The 16,514-nt window shown below is 64.3% G+C and carries 16 protein-coding genes; 2 read left to right on the top strand and 14 right to left on the bottom strand.

The genetic code is table 11. From position 1 onward, the window contains the following. Positions 1 to 72: 72 nt before the first annotated feature. The 9 genes from H0B43_RS35690 to H0B43_RS35650 form a co-directional block, all read right to left on the bottom strand. Positions 73 to 1,014: an NADP-dependent oxidoreductase gene (locus H0B43_RS35690; protein ID WP_185723696.1), complete on the bottom strand. Its 942-nt coding sequence runs from the start codon at positions 1,012 to 1,014 to the stop codon at positions 73 to 75. A gap of 28 nt (positions 1,015 to 1,042) precedes the next feature. Then, positions 1,043 to 2,398 carry a TetR/AcrR family transcriptional regulator gene (locus H0B43_RS35685; protein WP_185729651.1) on the bottom strand — a complete coding sequence of 452 codons (1,356 nt, stop codon included), beginning with the start codon at positions 2,396 to 2,398 and terminating at the stop codon, positions 1,043 to 1,045. Between the two features lie 104 nt (positions 2,399 to 2,502). Further along, the gene (locus tag H0B43_RS35680; protein WP_185723697.1) at positions 2,503 to 3,927 is read right to left on the bottom strand and encodes an NAD(P)(+) transhydrogenase (Re/Si-specific) subunit beta; all 1,425 of its coding nucleotides are present in this window, start codon (positions 3,925 to 3,927) and stop codon (positions 2,503 to 2,505) included. Continuing rightward, a complete protein-coding gene (locus tag H0B43_RS35675) occupies positions 3,927 to 4,265 on the bottom strand; it encodes an NAD(P) transhydrogenase subunit alpha (protein ID WP_185723698.1) in 339 nt (112 codons plus the stop codon). The genes H0B43_RS35680 and H0B43_RS35675 overlap by 1 nt, the downstream gene beginning before the upstream one ends. Then, positions 4,266 to 4,415: a hypothetical protein gene (locus H0B43_RS35670; protein ID WP_185723699.1), complete on the bottom strand. Its 150-nt coding sequence runs from the start codon at positions 4,413 to 4,415 to the stop codon at positions 4,266 to 4,268. Continuing rightward, on the bottom strand, positions 4,412 to 5,533 hold the full coding sequence (locus tag H0B43_RS35665; RefSeq protein WP_185723700.1) for a Re/Si-specific NAD(P)(+) transhydrogenase subunit alpha: 1,122 nt from the start codon (positions 5,531 to 5,533) through the stop codon (positions 4,412 to 4,414). The genes H0B43_RS35670 and H0B43_RS35665 overlap by 4 nt, the downstream gene beginning before the upstream one ends. 28 nt (positions 5,534 to 5,561) lie before the next feature. Further along, positions 5,562 to 7,712, bottom strand: coding sequence for a 3-hydroxyacyl-CoA dehydrogenase NAD-binding domain-containing protein (locus H0B43_RS35660; RefSeq protein WP_213015341.1), 2,151 nt, complete (start codon positions 7,710 to 7,712; stop codon positions 5,562 to 5,564). A 21-nt stretch (positions 7,713 to 7,733) separates the two neighbouring features. Beyond that, positions 7,734 to 8,945, bottom strand: coding sequence for an acetyl-CoA C-acetyltransferase (locus H0B43_RS35655; protein WP_185723701.1), 1,212 nt, complete (start codon positions 8,943 to 8,945; stop codon positions 7,734 to 7,736). A gap of 200 nt (positions 8,946 to 9,145) precedes the next feature. Beyond that, positions 9,146 to 9,952 (bottom strand): SDR family oxidoreductase, encoded by an 807-nt coding sequence (locus H0B43_RS35650; RefSeq protein ID WP_185729653.1) that lies wholly within the window; start codon positions 9,950 to 9,952, stop codon positions 9,146 to 9,148. A gap of 207 nt (positions 9,953 to 10,159) precedes the next feature. On the opposite strand from H0B43_RS35650, the gene H0B43_RS35645 reads away from it, so the two are divergent. Beyond that, positions 10,160 to 11,482 (top strand): oxygenase MpaB family protein, encoded by a 1,323-nt coding sequence (locus tag H0B43_RS35645; RefSeq protein WP_185723702.1) that lies wholly within the window; start codon positions 10,160 to 10,162, stop codon positions 11,480 to 11,482. Between the two features lie 76 nt (positions 11,483 to 11,558). Continuing rightward, a complete protein-coding gene (locus tag H0B43_RS35640; protein ID WP_185723703.1) occupies positions 11,559 to 11,750 on the top strand; it encodes a ferredoxin in 192 nt (63 codons plus the stop codon). A gap of 15 nt (positions 11,751 to 11,765) precedes the next feature. On the opposite strand, the gene H0B43_RS35635 is transcribed toward H0B43_RS35640, so the two are convergent. The 5 genes from H0B43_RS35635 to H0B43_RS35615 all read right to left on the bottom strand — a co-directional run bounded on the left by H0B43_RS35635 (position 11,766) and on the right by H0B43_RS35615 (position 16,514). Beyond that, positions 11,766 to 13,574 carry a long-chain fatty acid--CoA ligase gene (locus H0B43_RS35635; RefSeq protein ID WP_185723704.1) on the bottom strand — a complete coding sequence of 603 codons (1,809 nt, stop codon included), beginning with the start codon at positions 13,572 to 13,574 and terminating at the stop codon, positions 11,766 to 11,768. A gap of 182 nt (positions 13,575 to 13,756) precedes the next feature. Then, positions 13,757 to 14,551, bottom strand: coding sequence for a hypothetical protein (locus tag H0B43_RS35630; protein WP_185723705.1), 795 nt, complete (start codon positions 14,549 to 14,551; stop codon positions 13,757 to 13,759). Continuing rightward, positions 14,548 to 15,240, bottom strand: a complete 693-nt coding sequence (locus H0B43_RS35625) for a hypothetical protein (protein ID WP_185723706.1) — start codon at positions 15,238 to 15,240, stop codon at positions 14,548 to 14,550. Before H0B43_RS35625 ends, H0B43_RS35630 begins: the two co-directional genes overlap by 4 nt. 33 nt (positions 15,241 to 15,273) lie before the next feature. After that, a complete protein-coding gene (locus H0B43_RS35620; RefSeq protein WP_185723707.1) occupies positions 15,274 to 15,831 on the bottom strand; it encodes a hypothetical protein in 558 nt (185 codons plus the stop codon). Beyond that, entirely contained in the window at positions 15,828 to 16,514 is a 687-nt protein-coding gene (locus tag H0B43_RS35615) for a hypothetical protein (RefSeq protein WP_185723708.1), read from the bottom strand. The genes H0B43_RS35620 and H0B43_RS35615 overlap by 4 nt, the downstream gene beginning before the upstream one ends.

Here is a 16,514-nt window from a genome sequence, read left to right as displayed (position 1 = left end):
GTCCCCCGGCGCAAGCCGCGCGACTCCCCTTCTCGCGATGGATGGGTGTCTGTGTCGAGCTGATTCGCAATCTCAAAAGACGATGAGCGGACGTCCCCGCATCCCACCCGCCTCGATCAGACGGTGGGCGTGTGCAGCGTTCTCGGGAGTCACTCGCGCCGCGACGTCGAGGAAGTCGAAGTCACCCGCGTCGGCGAACGCACTCAGCTGTTCGAGTCCGACCGTATCTTGGAGCCGCGCACGCACCCAGACCTCGCGCACCCGAATTTCGCGCTCCGCCTCACCCTTGAAGCTTCGCACAGTGGCCAATACGCCGCCGTCAGCTATACATGTGAACAGTTCCGCGCCGACGAGAGCGGTATCGAGTACTGCATCCACTCCGCGCGGCGCGGCTGCAGAGAAGCGCTCGGCCACACCGGACCCGCGGTCCACGACCACGTCGGCACCGCGCCGGAGGATGGTGTCATGCTCATCCGGACGCCCGTCCGCGATAACGCGTAATCCGGCCTTCTTCGCCAGCACGATGACGAACGCCGCGAGGAAGCCCGCTCCGCCGGTGATCGCCAGGGTTGCACCCGCGGGCAGGCTCAACTGTTCCAGCGCCTCCAGCGCGGTGAGCCCGTTCATCGGCAACATGGCAGCCTGCTCCATCGAGAGGCTCGCCGGGACAGGAACAATGGCATCCTCAGGGACGACGATCAGCTCTGAGTGTGAACCGCCCTCTGGGCGACGTGGCATGACGATTGCCATGACGGAGTCGCCCGCGCGCAGTCGTTCGACGCCGGGCCCGACAGACTCGACGGTGCCCGCTGCGTCCATTCCGGCGATATACGGTGGAGTGAAGTCGGCATAGGCTGCGGCGACGAGCCCACTTCGAGTGGCTATATCGGTGGGGTTGACGGCGGCGGCATGGACGCGGATGCGGACCTCGCCTTCGCTCGCGGGTCGAACGTCCACATTCCGCACCTCGAGGACGTCGGGACTACCGAACTTCGGGATCACCACTGCACGCATAGACTAAACATAGCGTATGGACTACCTGTTAGTAAGGTGTGTGCGTGTGAGATTCGCTGGGCTGCTGCGACATTAGACCGGTAGGATTACCGTAGATCGCCGACACTGTCAATTGGGCGAGCAGCGCGGTCACCTCACGGAAGTCGGCAAGATTATCTTCCCGAGCCAACGCGCCGGCGACTGTGCGTTCTATGGTCCAGAGGAGAACAGCGGATAGCGCAGCTGCTGGCGGCCCGTCAGGGGCGACACCGTTTGCCCGGTCCGTCGTGATGACAGTTTCGAGTACGTCGGCCATCCGTGCCATTCCGTCGCGGTACACGCGTCGAAGCTCCGGTCGCCGTGGCCATTCGTGGAGCGCGTTCCGCAAGACGACCAGGGTACGTTCGTCGGGGGCCAGCCAGTCCATCACCATGGTCTTGATGTTCTCGGTGTCGGATCGGTCCACCGTCAGCAATTCTTGCAAACCCCTGATCGTCGTTTCGGCGACGCCTCGGTACAACGCCGCGAATGCGTCGTCCTTACTGGTGAAGTAGAAGTAGAAGGTCGCTCGTGATGCGTGTGCACGCTCGATGATCCGTGCGACGCTCAGTTTGCCGAGCGCACACTCCATCAGCAGTGAGTTCGTCGCCTCCAGGATGGTTGCCGCTGTCTCCGAGGCGGCGAGCGCGGGCTGAACAAGGGAGGCGGGCGCGACCGCCACCGGGTTCGGGCGGCGGTTCTTACTCGGACGCTTCGGCTTTCGCCCTGGTTCACAATCGCCGTAGATCGCGGCGAGTGTCAATGCCACGATCGGCGCGACAGCGCTGTCCGCGGTGGGCAGACGCGCATCGAGCGCGCGCGTCCCGACGTAGAACGACCGCTCGATTCCGCATACCAGCACCGTCGCAATCAGCTCGGAAGGGGCACCCGGAGGCGCCGCTCCCACCTCACGCTCGTAGGCGATTTGTTCCGCGACCGCGCTCACGAAACGGTCGAACGTGGCCGTCCACACCTCGGCGACCACGGGCACGCTGTGCATGTGTTCGACCACGGCGCACACCACCCCACCATGCTTCGACCACATCTCGAGGGTCGGACGCACGCTTGCATCCATGGATCGTGCACGCAGCTTTCCCGGAGGTGCCTGCCACGGGCCGGATTCCGTGTACGTGTCGTCGAACAGCTGCGTTGCCATGGCAACCAAGACGTCGTACTTGTTGGCGAAGTAGTGATAGAAGTTGGCACGGGAGAGGCCAGTTCGCGAGATTATCTGCGCTACCGAGATATCCTCGAACGGCATCTCGGTCAATAGTTGCTCGGTCGCACTGAAGACCGCCAACTCGGTGGGACTCTGCCCGTCGAACCGTCGCGGCCGCCGTCTTGTGGAACCTCCTGTCACCCGCATCAATCTACCCCCTGTCCAGACATGGCGATCATTGCGAGGCGCTTCACGCCCGTGCGTGATTAGCGAGTGTCTGCACTCGTCAACCACGCACGGGCCCGGAGGGCCTACAGCGCTTTGAGTTCTTCGGTGACCTCGGCGACCGACTTCTTCGCGTCCCCGAACAGCATCGAGGTGGTGTCGGCGAAGAACAGCGGGTTGTCGATGCCGGCGAACCCGGAGTTCATCGACCGCTTGAGCACGATCACCGACTTCGACTGATCCACGTTCAGGATCGGCATCCCGTGAATCGGCGACGACGGATCGTTGCGGGCGGCCGGGTTGGTGACATCGTTCGCACCGATCACCAGGGTGACGTCGGTGCGAGCGAACTCGTCGTTGATGTCGTCCATTTCCTTCATCGCGTCGTACTCGACGTCGGCCTCGGCCAGGAGCACGTTCATGTGCCCGGGCATCCGGCCGGCGACCGGGTGGATCGCGTACTTGACCTCGACACCCTTCGACTCGAGCAGCTTGGCCATGTCCTTGACCGCGTGCTGCGCCTGGGCCACCGCCAACCCGTACCCGGGGACGACGATGACCTGGTTGGCGTACGCCATCTGGATCGCCGCGTCCGCCGCCGAGGTGGACTTCGCCGTCCTGGCGGTGCCGTCGCCGACCGCGGCCGCCGCACCGCCGCCGCCGAACCCGCCGGCCACGATCGCCGGGATGGACCGGTTCATCGCCTTCGCCATCAGGTTGGTCAGGATCGAACCCGAGGCGCCGACGATCATGCCGGCCACGATCATGGCCTGATTGTTCAGGGCCAGACCGGCGGCCGCCGCGGACAGACCGGTGAGCGCGTTGAGCAGGGAGATCACCACGGGCATGTCGGCGCCGCCGATCGGGAGCACCACCATCAACCCGAGCACCGCCGCCAACACCAGCACCCCGACGATCCACCACTGGGAGGTGGGTGCGGTCGGGTCGATGGCCTTGATGCCGATGGCCACCGCCAACGCGACCGCCCCGATCAGCAGCAGCGCGTTGAGTGGTTGCTGCAACCGGCCGATGCCGATCGGCCGGCCCGGCAGGGTTTCCTGCAGCTTGAGGAATGCGATCACCGATCCCCAGAAGGAGATCGAGCCGATGATCGCCGCGAACAGCGAGGCGATCACGATGTGCACGGTCGGGGTCTGACCGTGGGTGAACGCGGTGAACCCGTCCGAGTCCAGGAATTCGGCGTAGGCGATCAGGGCGACGGTGCCGCCGCCGACGCCGTTGAACAACGCCACCAGCTGCGGCATCGCGGTCATCTTCGTCCGCAACGCCGGCGGCACCCCGAGGACCACACCGATCACCAGACCGGTGATGATGAGCACCCAGTTGGAGGTGTCCCGGATCGAGATCAGGGTGGCGACCACGGCCACTCCCATGCCGACCGCGGCGATCTGATTGCCGCGGACCGCGGTCTTCGGGCCGGTCAGGCCCATCAGACCGTAGATGAACATCGAGAACGCCACGATGTACAACACGTTGACGAGGTAGTCCATTACTTGTCCCCACCCTTCTCAGCGGCAGCGGCAACAGCCGTCGGTGTGGCGGGCTTGGACTTGAACATGCCCAGCATCCGGTCGGTCACCACGAAACCACCGACCACGTTGATCGTTCCGAACACCAGGGCCACGGACAGGATCACCTGCAGCCCCCACGGCGGGTTCTCCACCTTGCCGAGCACCACCAGCGCGCCGAGCACTACGATGCCGTGGATGGCGTTCGTGCCCGACATCAGCGGGGTGTGCAGCGTGTTCGGGACCTTCGAGATCACCGCGAAGCCCACGAACCCGGACAACACCAGGATCGCGATGTTCGCCAACAATTCGGTATACATCTACGACACCTCCCGACGGCCGGTCAGGTCGAGGTCGTCTCCGTACTCATCGATGTAGTCATAGAATTCGCGTATCCGGCGAGGTGCCATCATGTGGTCGAGCACCAACGCCAGCGGTATCACCGCGATCCTGAACAGTGTTGTGATCATGAGGTTTCCTTGGTTTTGCGGGTGACGCAGGCGGCGGCGAGGACCTCGTCCGAGAAATCGGGAGCCAACCGGCCCTCGACCAACATCAGCTCCAGCAGGGCGGAGATGTTCTTCGAGTACAGCTCCGACGCGTGCTCGGGCATGCTGGCGGGCAGGTTCAGCGGCGAGCAGATCGTCACCCCGTGCTTGACGACGGTCTGACCGGGCTCGGTGAGCTCGCAGTTGCCGCCGGTCTCCCCGGCCAGGTCGACCACCACACTGCCGGGCTTCATGCCCTCGACCGCGGCGGCGGTCACCAACCGGGGTGCCGGACGACCCGGCACCAGGGCGGTGGTGATGACCACGTCGAAGCCCTTGATCGCATCCTCGAGCGCCTGCTGCTGCTGCGCCCGTTCGGCCTCGGTCAGCTCGCGGGCGTAGCCGCCCTCACCGGCGGCGTCGATCCCCAGATCGAGCCACTGCGCACCGACGGACCGGACCTGGTCCGCGACCTCCGGGCGGACGTCGTAGCCGGTGGCCCGGCCGCCGAGCCGCTTCGCCGTCGCCAGGGCCTGCAGACCGGCGACACCGACACCGAGGACCAGCACCGACGCCGGCTTGACCGTGCCGGCCGCGGTGGTGAGCATCGGGAAGAACCGGGTCGACTCCGACGCCGCCAGCAGCACCGACTTGTACCCGGACACGTTCGCCTGCGACGACAACGCGTCCATCACCTGGGCGCGGGAGATCCGCGGGATCGCCTCCACCGCGAAGGCCTGCACGCCGGCCGCCTTCAGCGCGGCCACCTGATTGTCCTGATTGCGGGGGGCGAGGAACCCGATCAACGTCTGCCCCGACGACAGGCGGCCGACTTCCTCGTCCGACGGCGGCGCCACCTTCACGATCACGTCCGCCGACCACGGGTCCGCGATAGCAGCCCCGGCATCCTTGTACAACTCGTCCGGAATCAACGCGTCCAATCCGGCCCCCGACTCGACGACCACGTCGACGCCCTTGGCGATCAACGCGGCCACGACCTTCGGCACCAACGCCACCCGACGCTCACCGTCGTTCGACTCCCGAACAACACCCACAGTGGGCGCAGATCGGCCTGGGTCTCTTCTTTCCGATGTACTCACATCATGACTTTCTGCTGAAGTTGCGCGGTTACCGGTAGATCTCACCGCGAGTGGCTTTGGTAACCAGCGATTCCGGGGGGAGGAAGTGGTTTCCGTAGCGTGCGGCAAGTTCTCGCGCTCGGTCGACGAAACCCTGTAGACCCTGGGGATATCCGTTGATGTACTGGATGACTCCACCTGTCCACGCCGGGAATCCGATTCCGAGAATTGAGCCGATGTTGGCGTCGGCCACCGAGTTCAGCACGCCTTCGTCGAAGCACCGAACTGTCTCGAGTGCCTCCGAGAACAGCATCCGCTCCTGGAGATCTTCGAAGGGGATCAACGTACTTCCGGATGCGAACTTCTCACGAAGCCCTGACCAGAGGGTGGTGCGTTTGCCGGAGTCGTCGTAGTCATAGAAGCCTGCTCCGGTCGAACGCCCCTGACGATCGAACTCGTCGATCATGCGGTCGAACACGATGGCCGAGCCATGCTCTACCCAGGTCCCTCCGACGGCTTCCACAGCAGCGCGGTTCTCACGGATAATTTTGCGTGGAAGGGTCAGCGTCAATTCGTCGAGGAGTTGGAGCGGTGGTGCCGGGTAACCTGCCTGTGCCCCCGCCTGTTCCACAATTGCCGGGTCGACACCCTCGCCGACGGCGGCTATCGCTTCCTCGAGGAACTTTCCGATGACCCGGCTGGTGAAGAACCCGCGGCTGTCATTGACGACGATCGGACTCTTCCGGATCTGCAGGGTGTAGTCGACGACCTTCGCAAGGGTTTCCGCGGAGGTGTTCTTGCCGGTGATGATTTCGACGAGCGGCATCTTGTCGACGGGGGAGAAGAAGTGGATTCCGATGAAGTTGTCGGGCCGTGTGACACCTTCGGAGAGCACTGTGATCGGCAGGGTGGAGGTATTGGATCCGAGTACTGAGTCCGGTGCGACCTCGTTTTCGATCTCTTGGAAGACCGTCTGCTTGAGTTCCACGTTTTCGAATACAGCCTCGATCACGAAGTCGACGTCCGCGAAATCTTTCGGGTCGTCTGTCGGGGTGATGCGGTCGAGCAGAGCCTTCGACTTCCCCGGGGTAGCTTGCCGCTTGGCGAGTGCCGTGGCTTCGAGTTTCTCCGCGTACCTTTTGCCCTGTTGTGCCTGGTCGAGGGTGACGTCTTTCAGGACTACATCGATACCGGCGCGCGCCGATACGTAGGCGATGCCTGCACCCATCATTCCGGCCCCAATGACACCGACCTTTTTCGCGGCGTATTTCGGGAATTGCTTGGGTCGGCTTCCGCCGGAGCTGATCGTTTGCAGGTCGAAGAAGAACGCGGTGATCATGTTCTTTGCGACCTGTCCGGTTGCAAGGTGCACGAAATAGCGCGTTTCGATCAGGCTGGCAGATCCGAAGTCGACCTGAGCGCCTTCCACGGCTGCCGCGAGAATCGCTCGCGGCGCCGGCAATGGTGCACCCTTGAGCTGTTTGCGCAGCAGCGCAGGAAGCGACGGCAGATGTGCAGGAATGCCGCCGGGGATCGTGTAGCCCTCGGAATCCCACTTCTGCGCGGCGGCGGGATTCTCTTTGATCCATGCCTTCGCCGCGGGGACGAGGTTCTCTAGCGACGTGACGGTGTCGTCGACCAGCCCGAGTGCCTTTGCGTCGAGCACAGCGTAGCGCCTGCCGCTGAGCAGCACATTCGTCAGCGCGCTGTCGAGTCCAAGTAGGCGCACGGTCCGGACGATGCCGCCACCGCCAGGTAGCAGACCTAGCGATACCTCGGGCAGTCCGATGACGACTCCCCTCGCGTCCAGTGCGATTCGATGATGGGTCGCCAGCGCGATCTCGAGTCCGCCGCCCAGCGCCGCGCCGTTGATTGCGGCGACCACCGGGAATCCCAGGGTTTCCAGGCGTCGTAGTTGCGACTTGACGCGATTGGTGTGTGCGGTGATCTCGGCGGCGTCCTCCACCTTGGCGGCGAGCAGTTCGTGGAGATCGCCCCCCGCGAAGAAGGTCTTCTTCGACGAGGTGATGACGACGCCCTTCACGGTGGCGCACTGCTGCTCGAGTCGATCGACGACCACTTCCATCGACTCGACGTAGTTCGTATTCATGGTGTTGGCGGACTGATCCGGGTCATCCAGAGTCAGCAGAACGATGCCTTCGTCGTCCTGTTCCCATCGGATGGTCTTCGATTCGATCATGTTGTCGGATTCCGTTCTCTCTCAGACCCGCTCGATAATGGTCGCGATGCCCATGCCACCACCGACGCACAGAGTGATGAGTGCCCTCCGGTCGCCGCGACGCTCGAGTTCGTCGACCATGGTGCCGACCAGCATGGCGCCGGTGGCCCCCAAGGGGTGGCCCATCGCGATGGCGCCACCGTTGACGTTCAGTTTCTCGCTCGGGATGTTCAGATCTTTCTGGAACTTGAGCACGACCGATGCGAACGCTTCATTGAGCTCGAAGAGGTCGATGTCGTCGACGGTCAGGCCGGCGAGTGCCAGGACTTTCTCTGTCGCCGGCGTAGGGCCGGTGAGCATGATCGTCGGATCCGATCCGGTGACCGCGGTGGCGACGATCCGTGCTCGCGGGCTCATTCCGTATCGCTTCGCCACCGTTTCGTTCCCGATCAGGACTACCGCGGCTCCGTCCACGATTCCGGACGAGTTTCCGCCGTGATGGACGTGTTCGATACGCTCGATAGACGTGTACTTCTGCAGTGCAACCGCGTCGAATCCACTCATCTCGCCGATGGTTGCGAACGACGGCCAGATCTTCTTCAGAGCCTCGAGGGTTGTTCCCGGTCTGCGGTGCTCGTCATGGTCCAGGATCGGGACTCCGTTCATATCATGGACGGGGACGACGGATTTCGCGAAGTAGCCGCCGGACCACGCCTCTTCGGCTCGTCGCTGTGAGCGGACGGCGTACCCGTCGACGGCCGCCCGGGAGAATCCTTCGATGGTGGCGATCAGGTCGGCGCCGATTCCCTGCGGAACGATGTAGTGGTCGTAGCTGGTGGCAGGGTCGTTGAAGAGCGCGCCACCGTCGGAGCCCATGGCAACCCGCGACATCGATTCGACGCCGCCGGCAATGATCAGGCTCTCGAATCCCGATCGCACTTTTTGGGCCGCAAGGTTCACCGCTTCGAGGCCCGAGGCACAGAATCGGCTCACTTGGGCTCCGGCAACCGAATCAGGAAGTCCTGCGACGAGCGCTGCCGTGCGTGCGATGACGGCGCCCTGATCGGCAACCGGGGTCACGACACCGAGGACGACGTCGTCGATCTGTGCGGGATCCATGTCGGGATAGCGAATCTTCAGTTCCCGGATGAGGCCGACCACCAGGTCGACCGGCTTCACGCCGTGGAGAGAGCCGTTCTTTCCCTTGCCGCGCGGTGTGCGGATGGCCTCGTATACAAAAGCTTCATCAGGCATATTTCCTCCTCGGAGACTGACGCGATATAGGTGCGGAACGATCGGTGACGAGACGTCCGTGGCGGTCACTGTGCGTCCGGAAGGAAGCCGGCTGTCCCATGGCGTGCACGGAGACGATGAGGAATGTGACCTAGAACCGACACCTACCCTACAGTGCGTTCATACACGCTGTACAGTCCTCGCGCGGTTTTTGCGACCCCTCAAAAGCGCGCCGAGCTGCCACAACCCACAATGCCGCCGTCCAGCGGAATGACCGTACCCGTGAGGAATTTCCCGGCCGGCGACGCGAGGAAGATACTCAGCCCCGCGACATCCTCGGGACTACCGAACCGCCCCAGCGGAATGCTCGCAGTCACCGCCGCGTTCGCGGCCGGATCGTCCAAAACGAATCTGGTCATCTTGCTCTCGAACGGCCCCGGTGCGATCGCGTTGACGGTGATCGATTCCGGGGCAAGTTTCTTCGCGAGATGACGCGTCAGGTGATGAACCGCAGCCTTGCTCGCTCCGTAGCTGAAGCTGTCCATCTCTGGGACATTGATTCCATCCGTGGAACCGATATTGATGATCCCCGCACGTCCCGACTGCGACGCCGCCTGGCGCAACCCCGGAAGCAGCGCCACCGTGAGGTGGAATACCCCCTCGACGTTGGTATGCATGACACGGTCCCACGCCGAATCCGGAAACTCCTCCATCGGAGATCCCCACGTCGTGCCCGCGTTGTTCACCAGCACATCGATCTTCGGGCTCTGCGCCAAAACCTCGGCGGCCAGCGCCCGCGCCGAGTCCGGCGTCGAGACGTCCCCGACTATTCCGGTTGCGATGCCCTCACTGCCCAGATCCTCCTGCGCCGCGCGAACCGAATCCGCCTTTCGCGACGAGACGATCACCTCGGCGCCGGCTCGGACGAACCCGCGGGCGATCATCAGGCCGATTCCGCCGGTACCGCCGGTGACGAGCACCCGCGCCCCGGAGACGTCGAACAAGCCCGTTTCGGTTGTCGCATTCATGATGCCTCTCTCCTTCTCGACAATGACAGTATGCATCCCTGAACACGGGACCATACATAGTGTCCAAACATAGCAGCCAGACATGTTGACTGTGGCATGTGCCACAGGTACCGTCGGTCCGATCACACAGAACGGCGACGTGCACATCGCCCGCCATCTGCGTGATTCGACACTTTCGAATACTCACCAGGACAAGGAGCGTCGGTAATGGCCACCACGCAAACAGCACCGCGCCGTGAAGGATCCCTAGATGTTCCCGAGGGTCTGCCCCGAGGCATCGACCTCGATCGGATCAACAACCGACAGGAGGCGATCTCCCGGTTCGGCCGCGACTACACCGAACGCCTCACCGATCACGCACTGTTGGGCGATGACCACGCGTACCGCGCATTTCTCGATTTCAAGGACAAGTCCAAGAATGCCAACTGGGGGATGTTCGAGCAGGCCCTCGACCACGGCATCGACTCGCTGGACAACCCGTCCGACGGGCTGGTTGGGCTCTTCCGCCAGCTGGACCATATTCCGGAGTGGGTCGACTTCGATCAGCTGTACCGTGGTGCTGTTGCGTACTGGCGCGTCGGATCTGTTGCGGGAATGGTGTTGTCCTACTCGTCGATCGGCGCAGGATTCTCCATGTACAGCTCGACCAGGCCCGTGCTCTTCAGCGGCCGACTCAAAGATCCATCCGCGGTGGGCGGCCGATTGACAGAGAGCTTCCGTTACGTCGTCGCCGCCCACACGCCGGGCGGGATGCGGCGCGACCAGGACGGATTCCGGTTGACAGCCAAGGTCCGCATGATCCACGCCGCGGTGCGTCACACGCTGAGCCACTCGCCGCACTGGGACTGGCAGTCCTGGGGATTGCCGATCAGCAACCTCGACTCGATGAACACCCAGGCCGGCCAGTTTGGCACGCAGTTTGTCGACGGGGTTCGGGCGTCCGGCATCCGTATCAGTGACCGTGAGGAGGAAGACATCTTCGCGCTGTGCCGGTACGTCGGCTGGGTCATCGGTGTTCCGGAAGCCGTACTCCACACGAACGTGGACGACGCCCGGATGAAGGTGAAGTTCCACAAGCTGATCGAGCTTCCTGCCGACGACCTCTGCCGGGATGTCGTCAAGACGATTATCGAGTACAGCACCGAGAAGCCTCCGGGCGACGTCGAGATCTTGCCCGGTCCGGTTGCAAAGTTTATGACGACCGAACGTCGTCGCCGGTTGGCGTGGGGTCTGATCCGCAACTGGCAGCCCGAGTACGTCAGTGAAATGCTCGACGTGGAGCGCACACCCTGGCGATTCGCGTTACCTACTGCGCGCCCGTTCATCTCGGTGATGGACAAGGTCGGACGCATACTTCCGCACAACGACGAAGCCAAAGCATTCAAGACGCTGAGCGTGTTCAACAGTGCGATCGAACTGCCGGGAACGTCACGGAAGGAAGAGGTGGCGAACCCCGACACGCTAACGGCCGACATCGCGGCCAACAAGGGAAAGGTTCCGCGGCGCAGCCCGGTGACCGTAGGCGGTTAGCAATCAGATTGGGCGCGGTCGGCAAGAAGTTTACTGCCGACCGCGCCCATCCAGCTCTTTACAGGAAAGGACAATCATGACTATCAAAATCGACCGCACGAAATGCATGAGCCTGGGTATCTGCGAGTCCCTTGCACCCGATGTACTCGAGCTTGATGACAACGGACAGCCGGCGCTGAGGGCCGTCACCCGTCCCGGCGAACACCGCGATCAGATCGTCCTGGCTGTTTCACGATGCCCGATGAAGGCACTTCGGTGGGAAGGGTGACGGCGCGACGAAATCTCAGCGGTAGAGGGTTTCGATCAGATCGGTGTACTTGCCCGCGATCGAACGGCGCTTGAGTTTCATCGTCGGGGTGAGCTCTGCTCCGTCCGGCAACCACTCCTCGTCGAGGAGTTCGTACCGTTTGATCTGCTCGACCCGGGACAGTTGTTCGTTCGCATCGTCGACGGCTTTCGCTATCGCTGCCTGCACCCGGGGGTCCTGCGCGACCGCGTGAGCCGATGAGTCAGGCAGACCGTGTTCGGACGCGAATGCCGCTGCGGCGTCGGGGTCGAGCACGAGCAGTGCGACGTTGTAAGGTCGCCCGTCGCCGACGCAGCACGCCTGCCCGATGAGGGGAGATGCGCCCTTCAGCGCGCCTTCGATGTTGACCGGCGACATGTTCTTGCCCGCCGCGTTGATGATCAGCTCCTTCTTGCGATCCACGATCCGGACGAAGCCCTCGTCGTCGATCGTGGCTATGTCACCGGTGTGCAGCCAGCCGTCGTCGTCGATGGCCTCAGCTGTCTTCACCGGATCCTTCCGGTATCCGCGCATGACGTGCGCCCCGCGGAGCAGGAGTTCGCCGTCGTCGGCGGTACGCGCCTCGGTGCCGGGCATCGCTTTGCCGACGCTGCCGAGCCGGATGTCGCCGGGCAGGTTGGTCATACCCAGGGCGCCGGTCTCGGACATGCCGAATCCCTCGGCCAACGGCAGCCCGATCGCGAGGAAGAACTCGTGTACGACGGAGGGAATGGGTGCGGCTCCGGTCATGAGGAGAACGACTTCGTCGAGTCCGAGTTGTGCACGCAGTGGCGCGAGCACCGTCGAGTCGGCTTGCGCGTAGGTGGCTGCGAGGTCTTCGGGTACCGGCTTTCCGGACTGTTCGACTCGGACCTTTCGCAACCCGGCGTCGAGTGCGGCGTCGATCGCGGCGCGTTGTTCGGGCGGATTCGACGCGAATCGAGCGAGCAGTGCCGAGCGAAGCTTTTCCCAGATTCGCGGAACCCCGAGGAACCAGGTCGGGTGGACCTCAGCGATGGCAGCGAACAACTGCGCCGGGTTCTGCACGGTGGTGAGGGTCCAGCCGGTGACCATGTGGAGGTAGTGGGAGAACACGCGGTCGGCCATGTGCGCGGTGGGCAGATAGGAAATGCACTGCCCCTGAGCGGGGAACGGAAAGCGCTCGTGGCATGTCCGGAGAACGAACGTGAGGTTGGCGTGCGTGAGTTCCACGCCCTTGGGCGGGCCGGTGGTCCCGGAGGTGTAGATGAGGGTCGCGATGTCGTCCGGTTGGACGGCACGCCAGGCGGCGTCGAAGTCGAAGCCGTCAGGCTGCTTGGCCCGCAGGTCGTCGAGTGAGAGCACATCCGTGTCCTCTGCTGCGGGATCGATGACCACGATGTGTTCGAGATGCGGTGTCCCCGCCGCACGGATTCGATCGAGAAATACTCGCTCGCATAGCATTACCCGATTCTCGGCGTGCCCGAGCAGATATTCGATCTGATCCGGTGCCGAGGTGTTGTAGATCGAGAACGGTATCGCGCCGAGGTGAAGTGCCGCGGTGTCGACGAGGTGGAACTCCGGCCGGTTCGTCATCATCAGACCGACGGTGTCGCCGCGCCCGACGCCGAGTCCGGCGAGCCCGCCTGCGATCGCCTCCACCGCGTCGGCGTATTCACGACGGGTCAGCGCGGTCGCGTCGCCGTGGGCACGCAGTGCGGCCGATCCCGGGTCCTTCGATACGGTGTATTGGAAAGCGGCGCAGAGGGTTGCCGCATCAACGCCGGGTGCGGTCGGCGATGCCGACGGGGCTGCTGAGGTCGTCATGATTCCTAACTATACAGAGTGTTCGTACTTTGTGAATGGACAGTTCGTCGGGTCGTGAGGGTCAGGCCGGCGGCAGATGTCCGCGCAGCAGCAGCCACGCGATCGCGGTGACGAGATTCTGAACGGGGTCGACGAGATCGATGAGGACCATGTGAGTTCTTCCTTCTGCAAGTGGGAGGGGGTCAGAAGAGCGGATCGAAGCCGGAGATCAACCAGTCGCCGTCGACGTGGCTCAAGGTCACGCGGACGACATTCTGGGTTTGTGACGGTTCGGGGGTTTCGGCCATCGTGGTCGTCTGGTTCACGTAGACGAGCACCTGCGCGGTATCGGTGGTCACCGACTCCACCGAGGCGCCGACCGGTACTGCCTGCATCGTGACGTTCTTATCCTTTGCGGTGGGACCGACGACGTCGCCGGCGAGCTGCCGATACGAGTTCAGGAGGTCGCCGGTCAGCAGTCCCGAGGCTCGGTCCAGATCCTCGTCCACCGTCTCGGGGGTGTACGAGAGGAGCGCGGCGGCGCCGTCCGACGCCAATTGGACCGTCGCCGCGCGGGCGTCCGAGATGCTCATGTCATCCGCCCGCTGTATCCCGATCTGTACGGCGACGAGTGCACCGACCGCGACGACCGGCGCCGCGCACAGCGCCAGACCTTCCGCCTTGCTGAGTGTTCCGTGCACGCTGATCCCGAGGACCGATCGCCCGGCGGTGAATCCGGCGCGACGGCGACGGACCACACTGTTCCACCCGAGGTACGCGAGTGCGCCGCCGATCGCGACCACCGCGGCCGCGATACCCCAGACCGCGAAGTTCGATACCGCCGCCAGTGCGAGACCGGCGACACCGACGACCAGTGCGGGTAGCACGTCGACCGCCACCGCCGCGATCCGTCTGACCGTCGAGGTGGCATCGTCGTTCAGCGAGGGGTCGCTATTTGCGTCGAGGTCGCCCTGTTTGACGTCCACTGCGGTGCTCATTGGACGAATCCGACACTCGAGAGCTTGGGCTGGTCGTCGACCATGGTGACTCCTACTCGGATCTGGTACTGCTGAATCTGCGGTTCCGGGGCGGCGGCGGGATCGGCCGGCGCGGGGGTGGTCTGCGCCGTCGCGGAGACGAGGACTGTCGTGGTGTCGTTCTCTCGCCCTTCTATTCCCGCTTCGAGTGTCCGGCCTGCGGTCCGGTTTCCGGCTTGCCGCATGGTGTCGATCGTCGCCGTCTTCCGTTGTTCGAATTCGGTGCGCCAGTCGCCGGTCGAGTCCGCGAGGACGCGCTCGACGTATGCCTTGGCATCGTCGGTGTCGGTCGAGAGCAACCGTGCCACTGCGTCCTCGGTGAAGGCGAGGACTCGCGTGTCGGCGGCGACGCTGCGCTGGGTCGCCCGGTGATCGAGGGTGGTCTGTATCGCAAGGGCGCCGGCGCCGAGGCAGGCCACGGCCGCCGCGGCGACCACCGCCCGATAGCGTGCCGACCGGCGCCCCGTCGGCGGGCTCTCCGGCAGCTCACTCGCGCCGTCGTCGCCTCGTTCCTTCTCGGCGTTTTCCGCGGCCGCTCGGGCCGCTGCTGCGGCCGAATCCGCCGCCGCCCGGGCGCGCTGGACCTGCTCCCGCAGGTCGTCGACTCGACCGGGACGTGCTGTCTGCCGGCTACGGCGTCCCAACACCATGGCTACTCGACTCCTTCTCATGATCTAGCGCCTTCACAGGGGCTCGAGGTCTGAGATCGACCAGGATTGGCCGGTCCGTTCGGCGCGTACGCGCACGCTGCTCGACAGGTCCTCGGTGTGGGGCGTCGCGCCGCTCGTCACGGTGCCGTGCAGAAACACCAGTACGGTGGCGGTGTCGGCTTCTGCGGTGACCAGGGACGTACCGGTCACGTCCCACTTCGCGCTGATCGCGTCCTGCTTGGCGCGGGGCACCACCTCGCTGGCTGAGAGGTCGCTGAATTGGGTCAGAAAGTCACCGGTGAGATGCACTTTCGACGTCTCCACGTCGGCCTCGACGGTGTCGGGTGAGTAGCTGAGGACGGTGGCGGTCAGTGTCCCGATCTCCGCGGCGGCACCGGTACGCACTTGTTCGAGGCTGTGGTCTCGAGCACCGATGGCGAAGTGCAGGATCGCGCTGTAGCCGAGGAGTACCAGTGTGATCGTCGCGAGGACGATCAGTGTCCGCGACGAACGCCATCGCCGCGCCGGCTCGGTGGGTCCGGTGTCGTCGATCGTGTCGGTGACGCGTTCGAGGGTCTGGTTCACGGTCATGGCACTACCTCGATCTTCGCGAGTTTATAGAGATCTCCGTCCTTGCCGACCTGCACGCGCAGCCGCCAGGTCCGGGGTTCGTCCTTGGCGCCGGCGGCGTTGGTCACCTTGGTCACGGCGGACACCATGACCGAGGTGGTGCCGTCGTCGTGCGCGCGTTCGATTCCGGCGCCGAGGATTTCCCCTGTGGATTCGGTTTTCGACTGCGCGATGGTGTCGATGAATTCCGTTTTGGTGCTTTCGAATTCGGTCTTCCACTCCCCCGTGGCACCGTCGAGAATCCGCTGTGCGCTTCCCGCCGGGTCGGCAGCGCTCGGGGTGATGAGGTTGATCACCGCCTGCCGGGTTCCCTGCAGAAGTTCGAGATCCTGGTCGGCGGCGGCTTGACGGGCGGTGTGGGAGTGCGAGAGCCCGACGGACGTCGACGCGAGGGCGACCACGGCAACGGCCGAGACGACGGCACCGGCGAGGGCCCGGCGGGGACGCTTCCGGGTCCGCCGGACGGGTTCCTCGGCGTCCTCTGAACCGTCGTCCGCGACGTGGGACTCGTCCTCGGCCAGTGCTCGGGCGAGGGCCGCCTCGGCCTCGCGCGCCGCCGTTTCCGCTTCGGCGGCGGCTCGGGAGGCCTGGGCCGCGGCGTCTGCCGCGGTGGCTGCGGGTCGGGAAGTTGCGCGTCGCACCAT

It is taken from the genome of Rhodococcus sp. 4CII, from assembly GCF_014256275.1.
GTDB lineage: Bacteria > Actinomycetota > Actinomycetes > Mycobacteriales > Mycobacteriaceae > Rhodococcus_F > Rhodococcus_F wratislaviensis_A.
Note: the sequence above shows the minus strand (reverse complement) of the source record. Positions and strands in the feature narration are given on the sequence as shown.

What these genes read in the sequence shown, in the direction of transcription:
- H0B43_RS35680 (WP_185723697.1), bottom strand. Translation starts at nt 3,927, where the DNA reads ATGGACTACCTCGTCAACGTGTTGTACATCGTGGCGTTCTCGATGTTC.
- H0B43_RS35650 (WP_185729653.1), bottom strand. Translation starts at nt 9,952, where the DNA reads ATGAATGCGACAACCGAAACGGGCTTGTTCGACGTCTCCGGGGCGCGG.
- H0B43_RS35660 (WP_213015341.1), bottom strand. Translation starts at nt 7,712, where the DNA reads ATGATCGAATCGAAGACCATCCGATGGGAACAGGACGACGAAGGCATC.
- H0B43_RS35625 (WP_185723706.1), bottom strand. Translation starts at nt 15,240, where the DNA reads ATGGTGTTGGGACGCCGTAGCCGGCAGACAGCACGTCCCGGTCGAGTC.
- H0B43_RS35675 (WP_185723698.1), bottom strand. Translation starts at nt 4,265, where the DNA reads ATGTATACCGAATTGTTGGCGAACATCGCGATCCTGGTGTTGTCCGGG.
- H0B43_RS35690 (WP_185723696.1), bottom strand. Translation starts at nt 1,014, where the DNA reads ATGCGTGCAGTGGTGATCCCGAAGTTCGGTAGTCCCGACGTCCTCGAG.
- H0B43_RS35655 (WP_185723701.1), bottom strand. Translation starts at nt 8,945, where the DNA reads ATGCCTGATGAAGCTTTTGTATACGAGGCCATCCGCACACCGCGCGGC.
- H0B43_RS35635 (WP_185723704.1), bottom strand. Translation starts at nt 13,574, where the DNA reads ATGACGACCTCAGCAGCCCCGTCGGCATCGCCGACCGCACCCGGCGTT.
- H0B43_RS35640 (WP_185723703.1), top strand. Translation starts at nt 11,559, where the DNA reads ATGACTATCAAAATCGACCGCACGAAATGCATGAGCCTGGGTATCTGC.
- H0B43_RS35685 (WP_185729651.1), bottom strand. Translation starts at nt 2,398, where the DNA reads ATGCGGGTGACAGGAGGTTCCACAAGACGGCGGCCGCGACGGTTCGAC.
- H0B43_RS35645 (WP_185723702.1), top strand. Translation starts at nt 10,160, where the DNA reads ATGGCCACCACGCAAACAGCACCGCGCCGTGAAGGATCCCTAGATGTT.
- H0B43_RS35630 (WP_185723705.1), bottom strand. Translation starts at nt 14,551, where the DNA reads ATGAGCACCGCAGTGGACGTCAAACAGGGCGACCTCGACGCAAATAGC.
- H0B43_RS35670 (WP_185723699.1), bottom strand. Translation starts at nt 4,415, where the DNA reads ATGATCACAACACTGTTCAGGATCGCGGTGATACCGCTGGCGTTGGTG.
- H0B43_RS35615 (WP_185723708.1), bottom strand. Translation starts at nt 16,514, where the DNA reads ATGGTGCGACGCGCAACTTCCCGACCCGCAGCCACCGCGGCAGACGCC.
- H0B43_RS35620 (WP_185723707.1), bottom strand. Translation starts at nt 15,831, where the DNA reads ATGACCGTGAACCAGACCCTCGAACGCGTCACCGACACGATCGACGAC.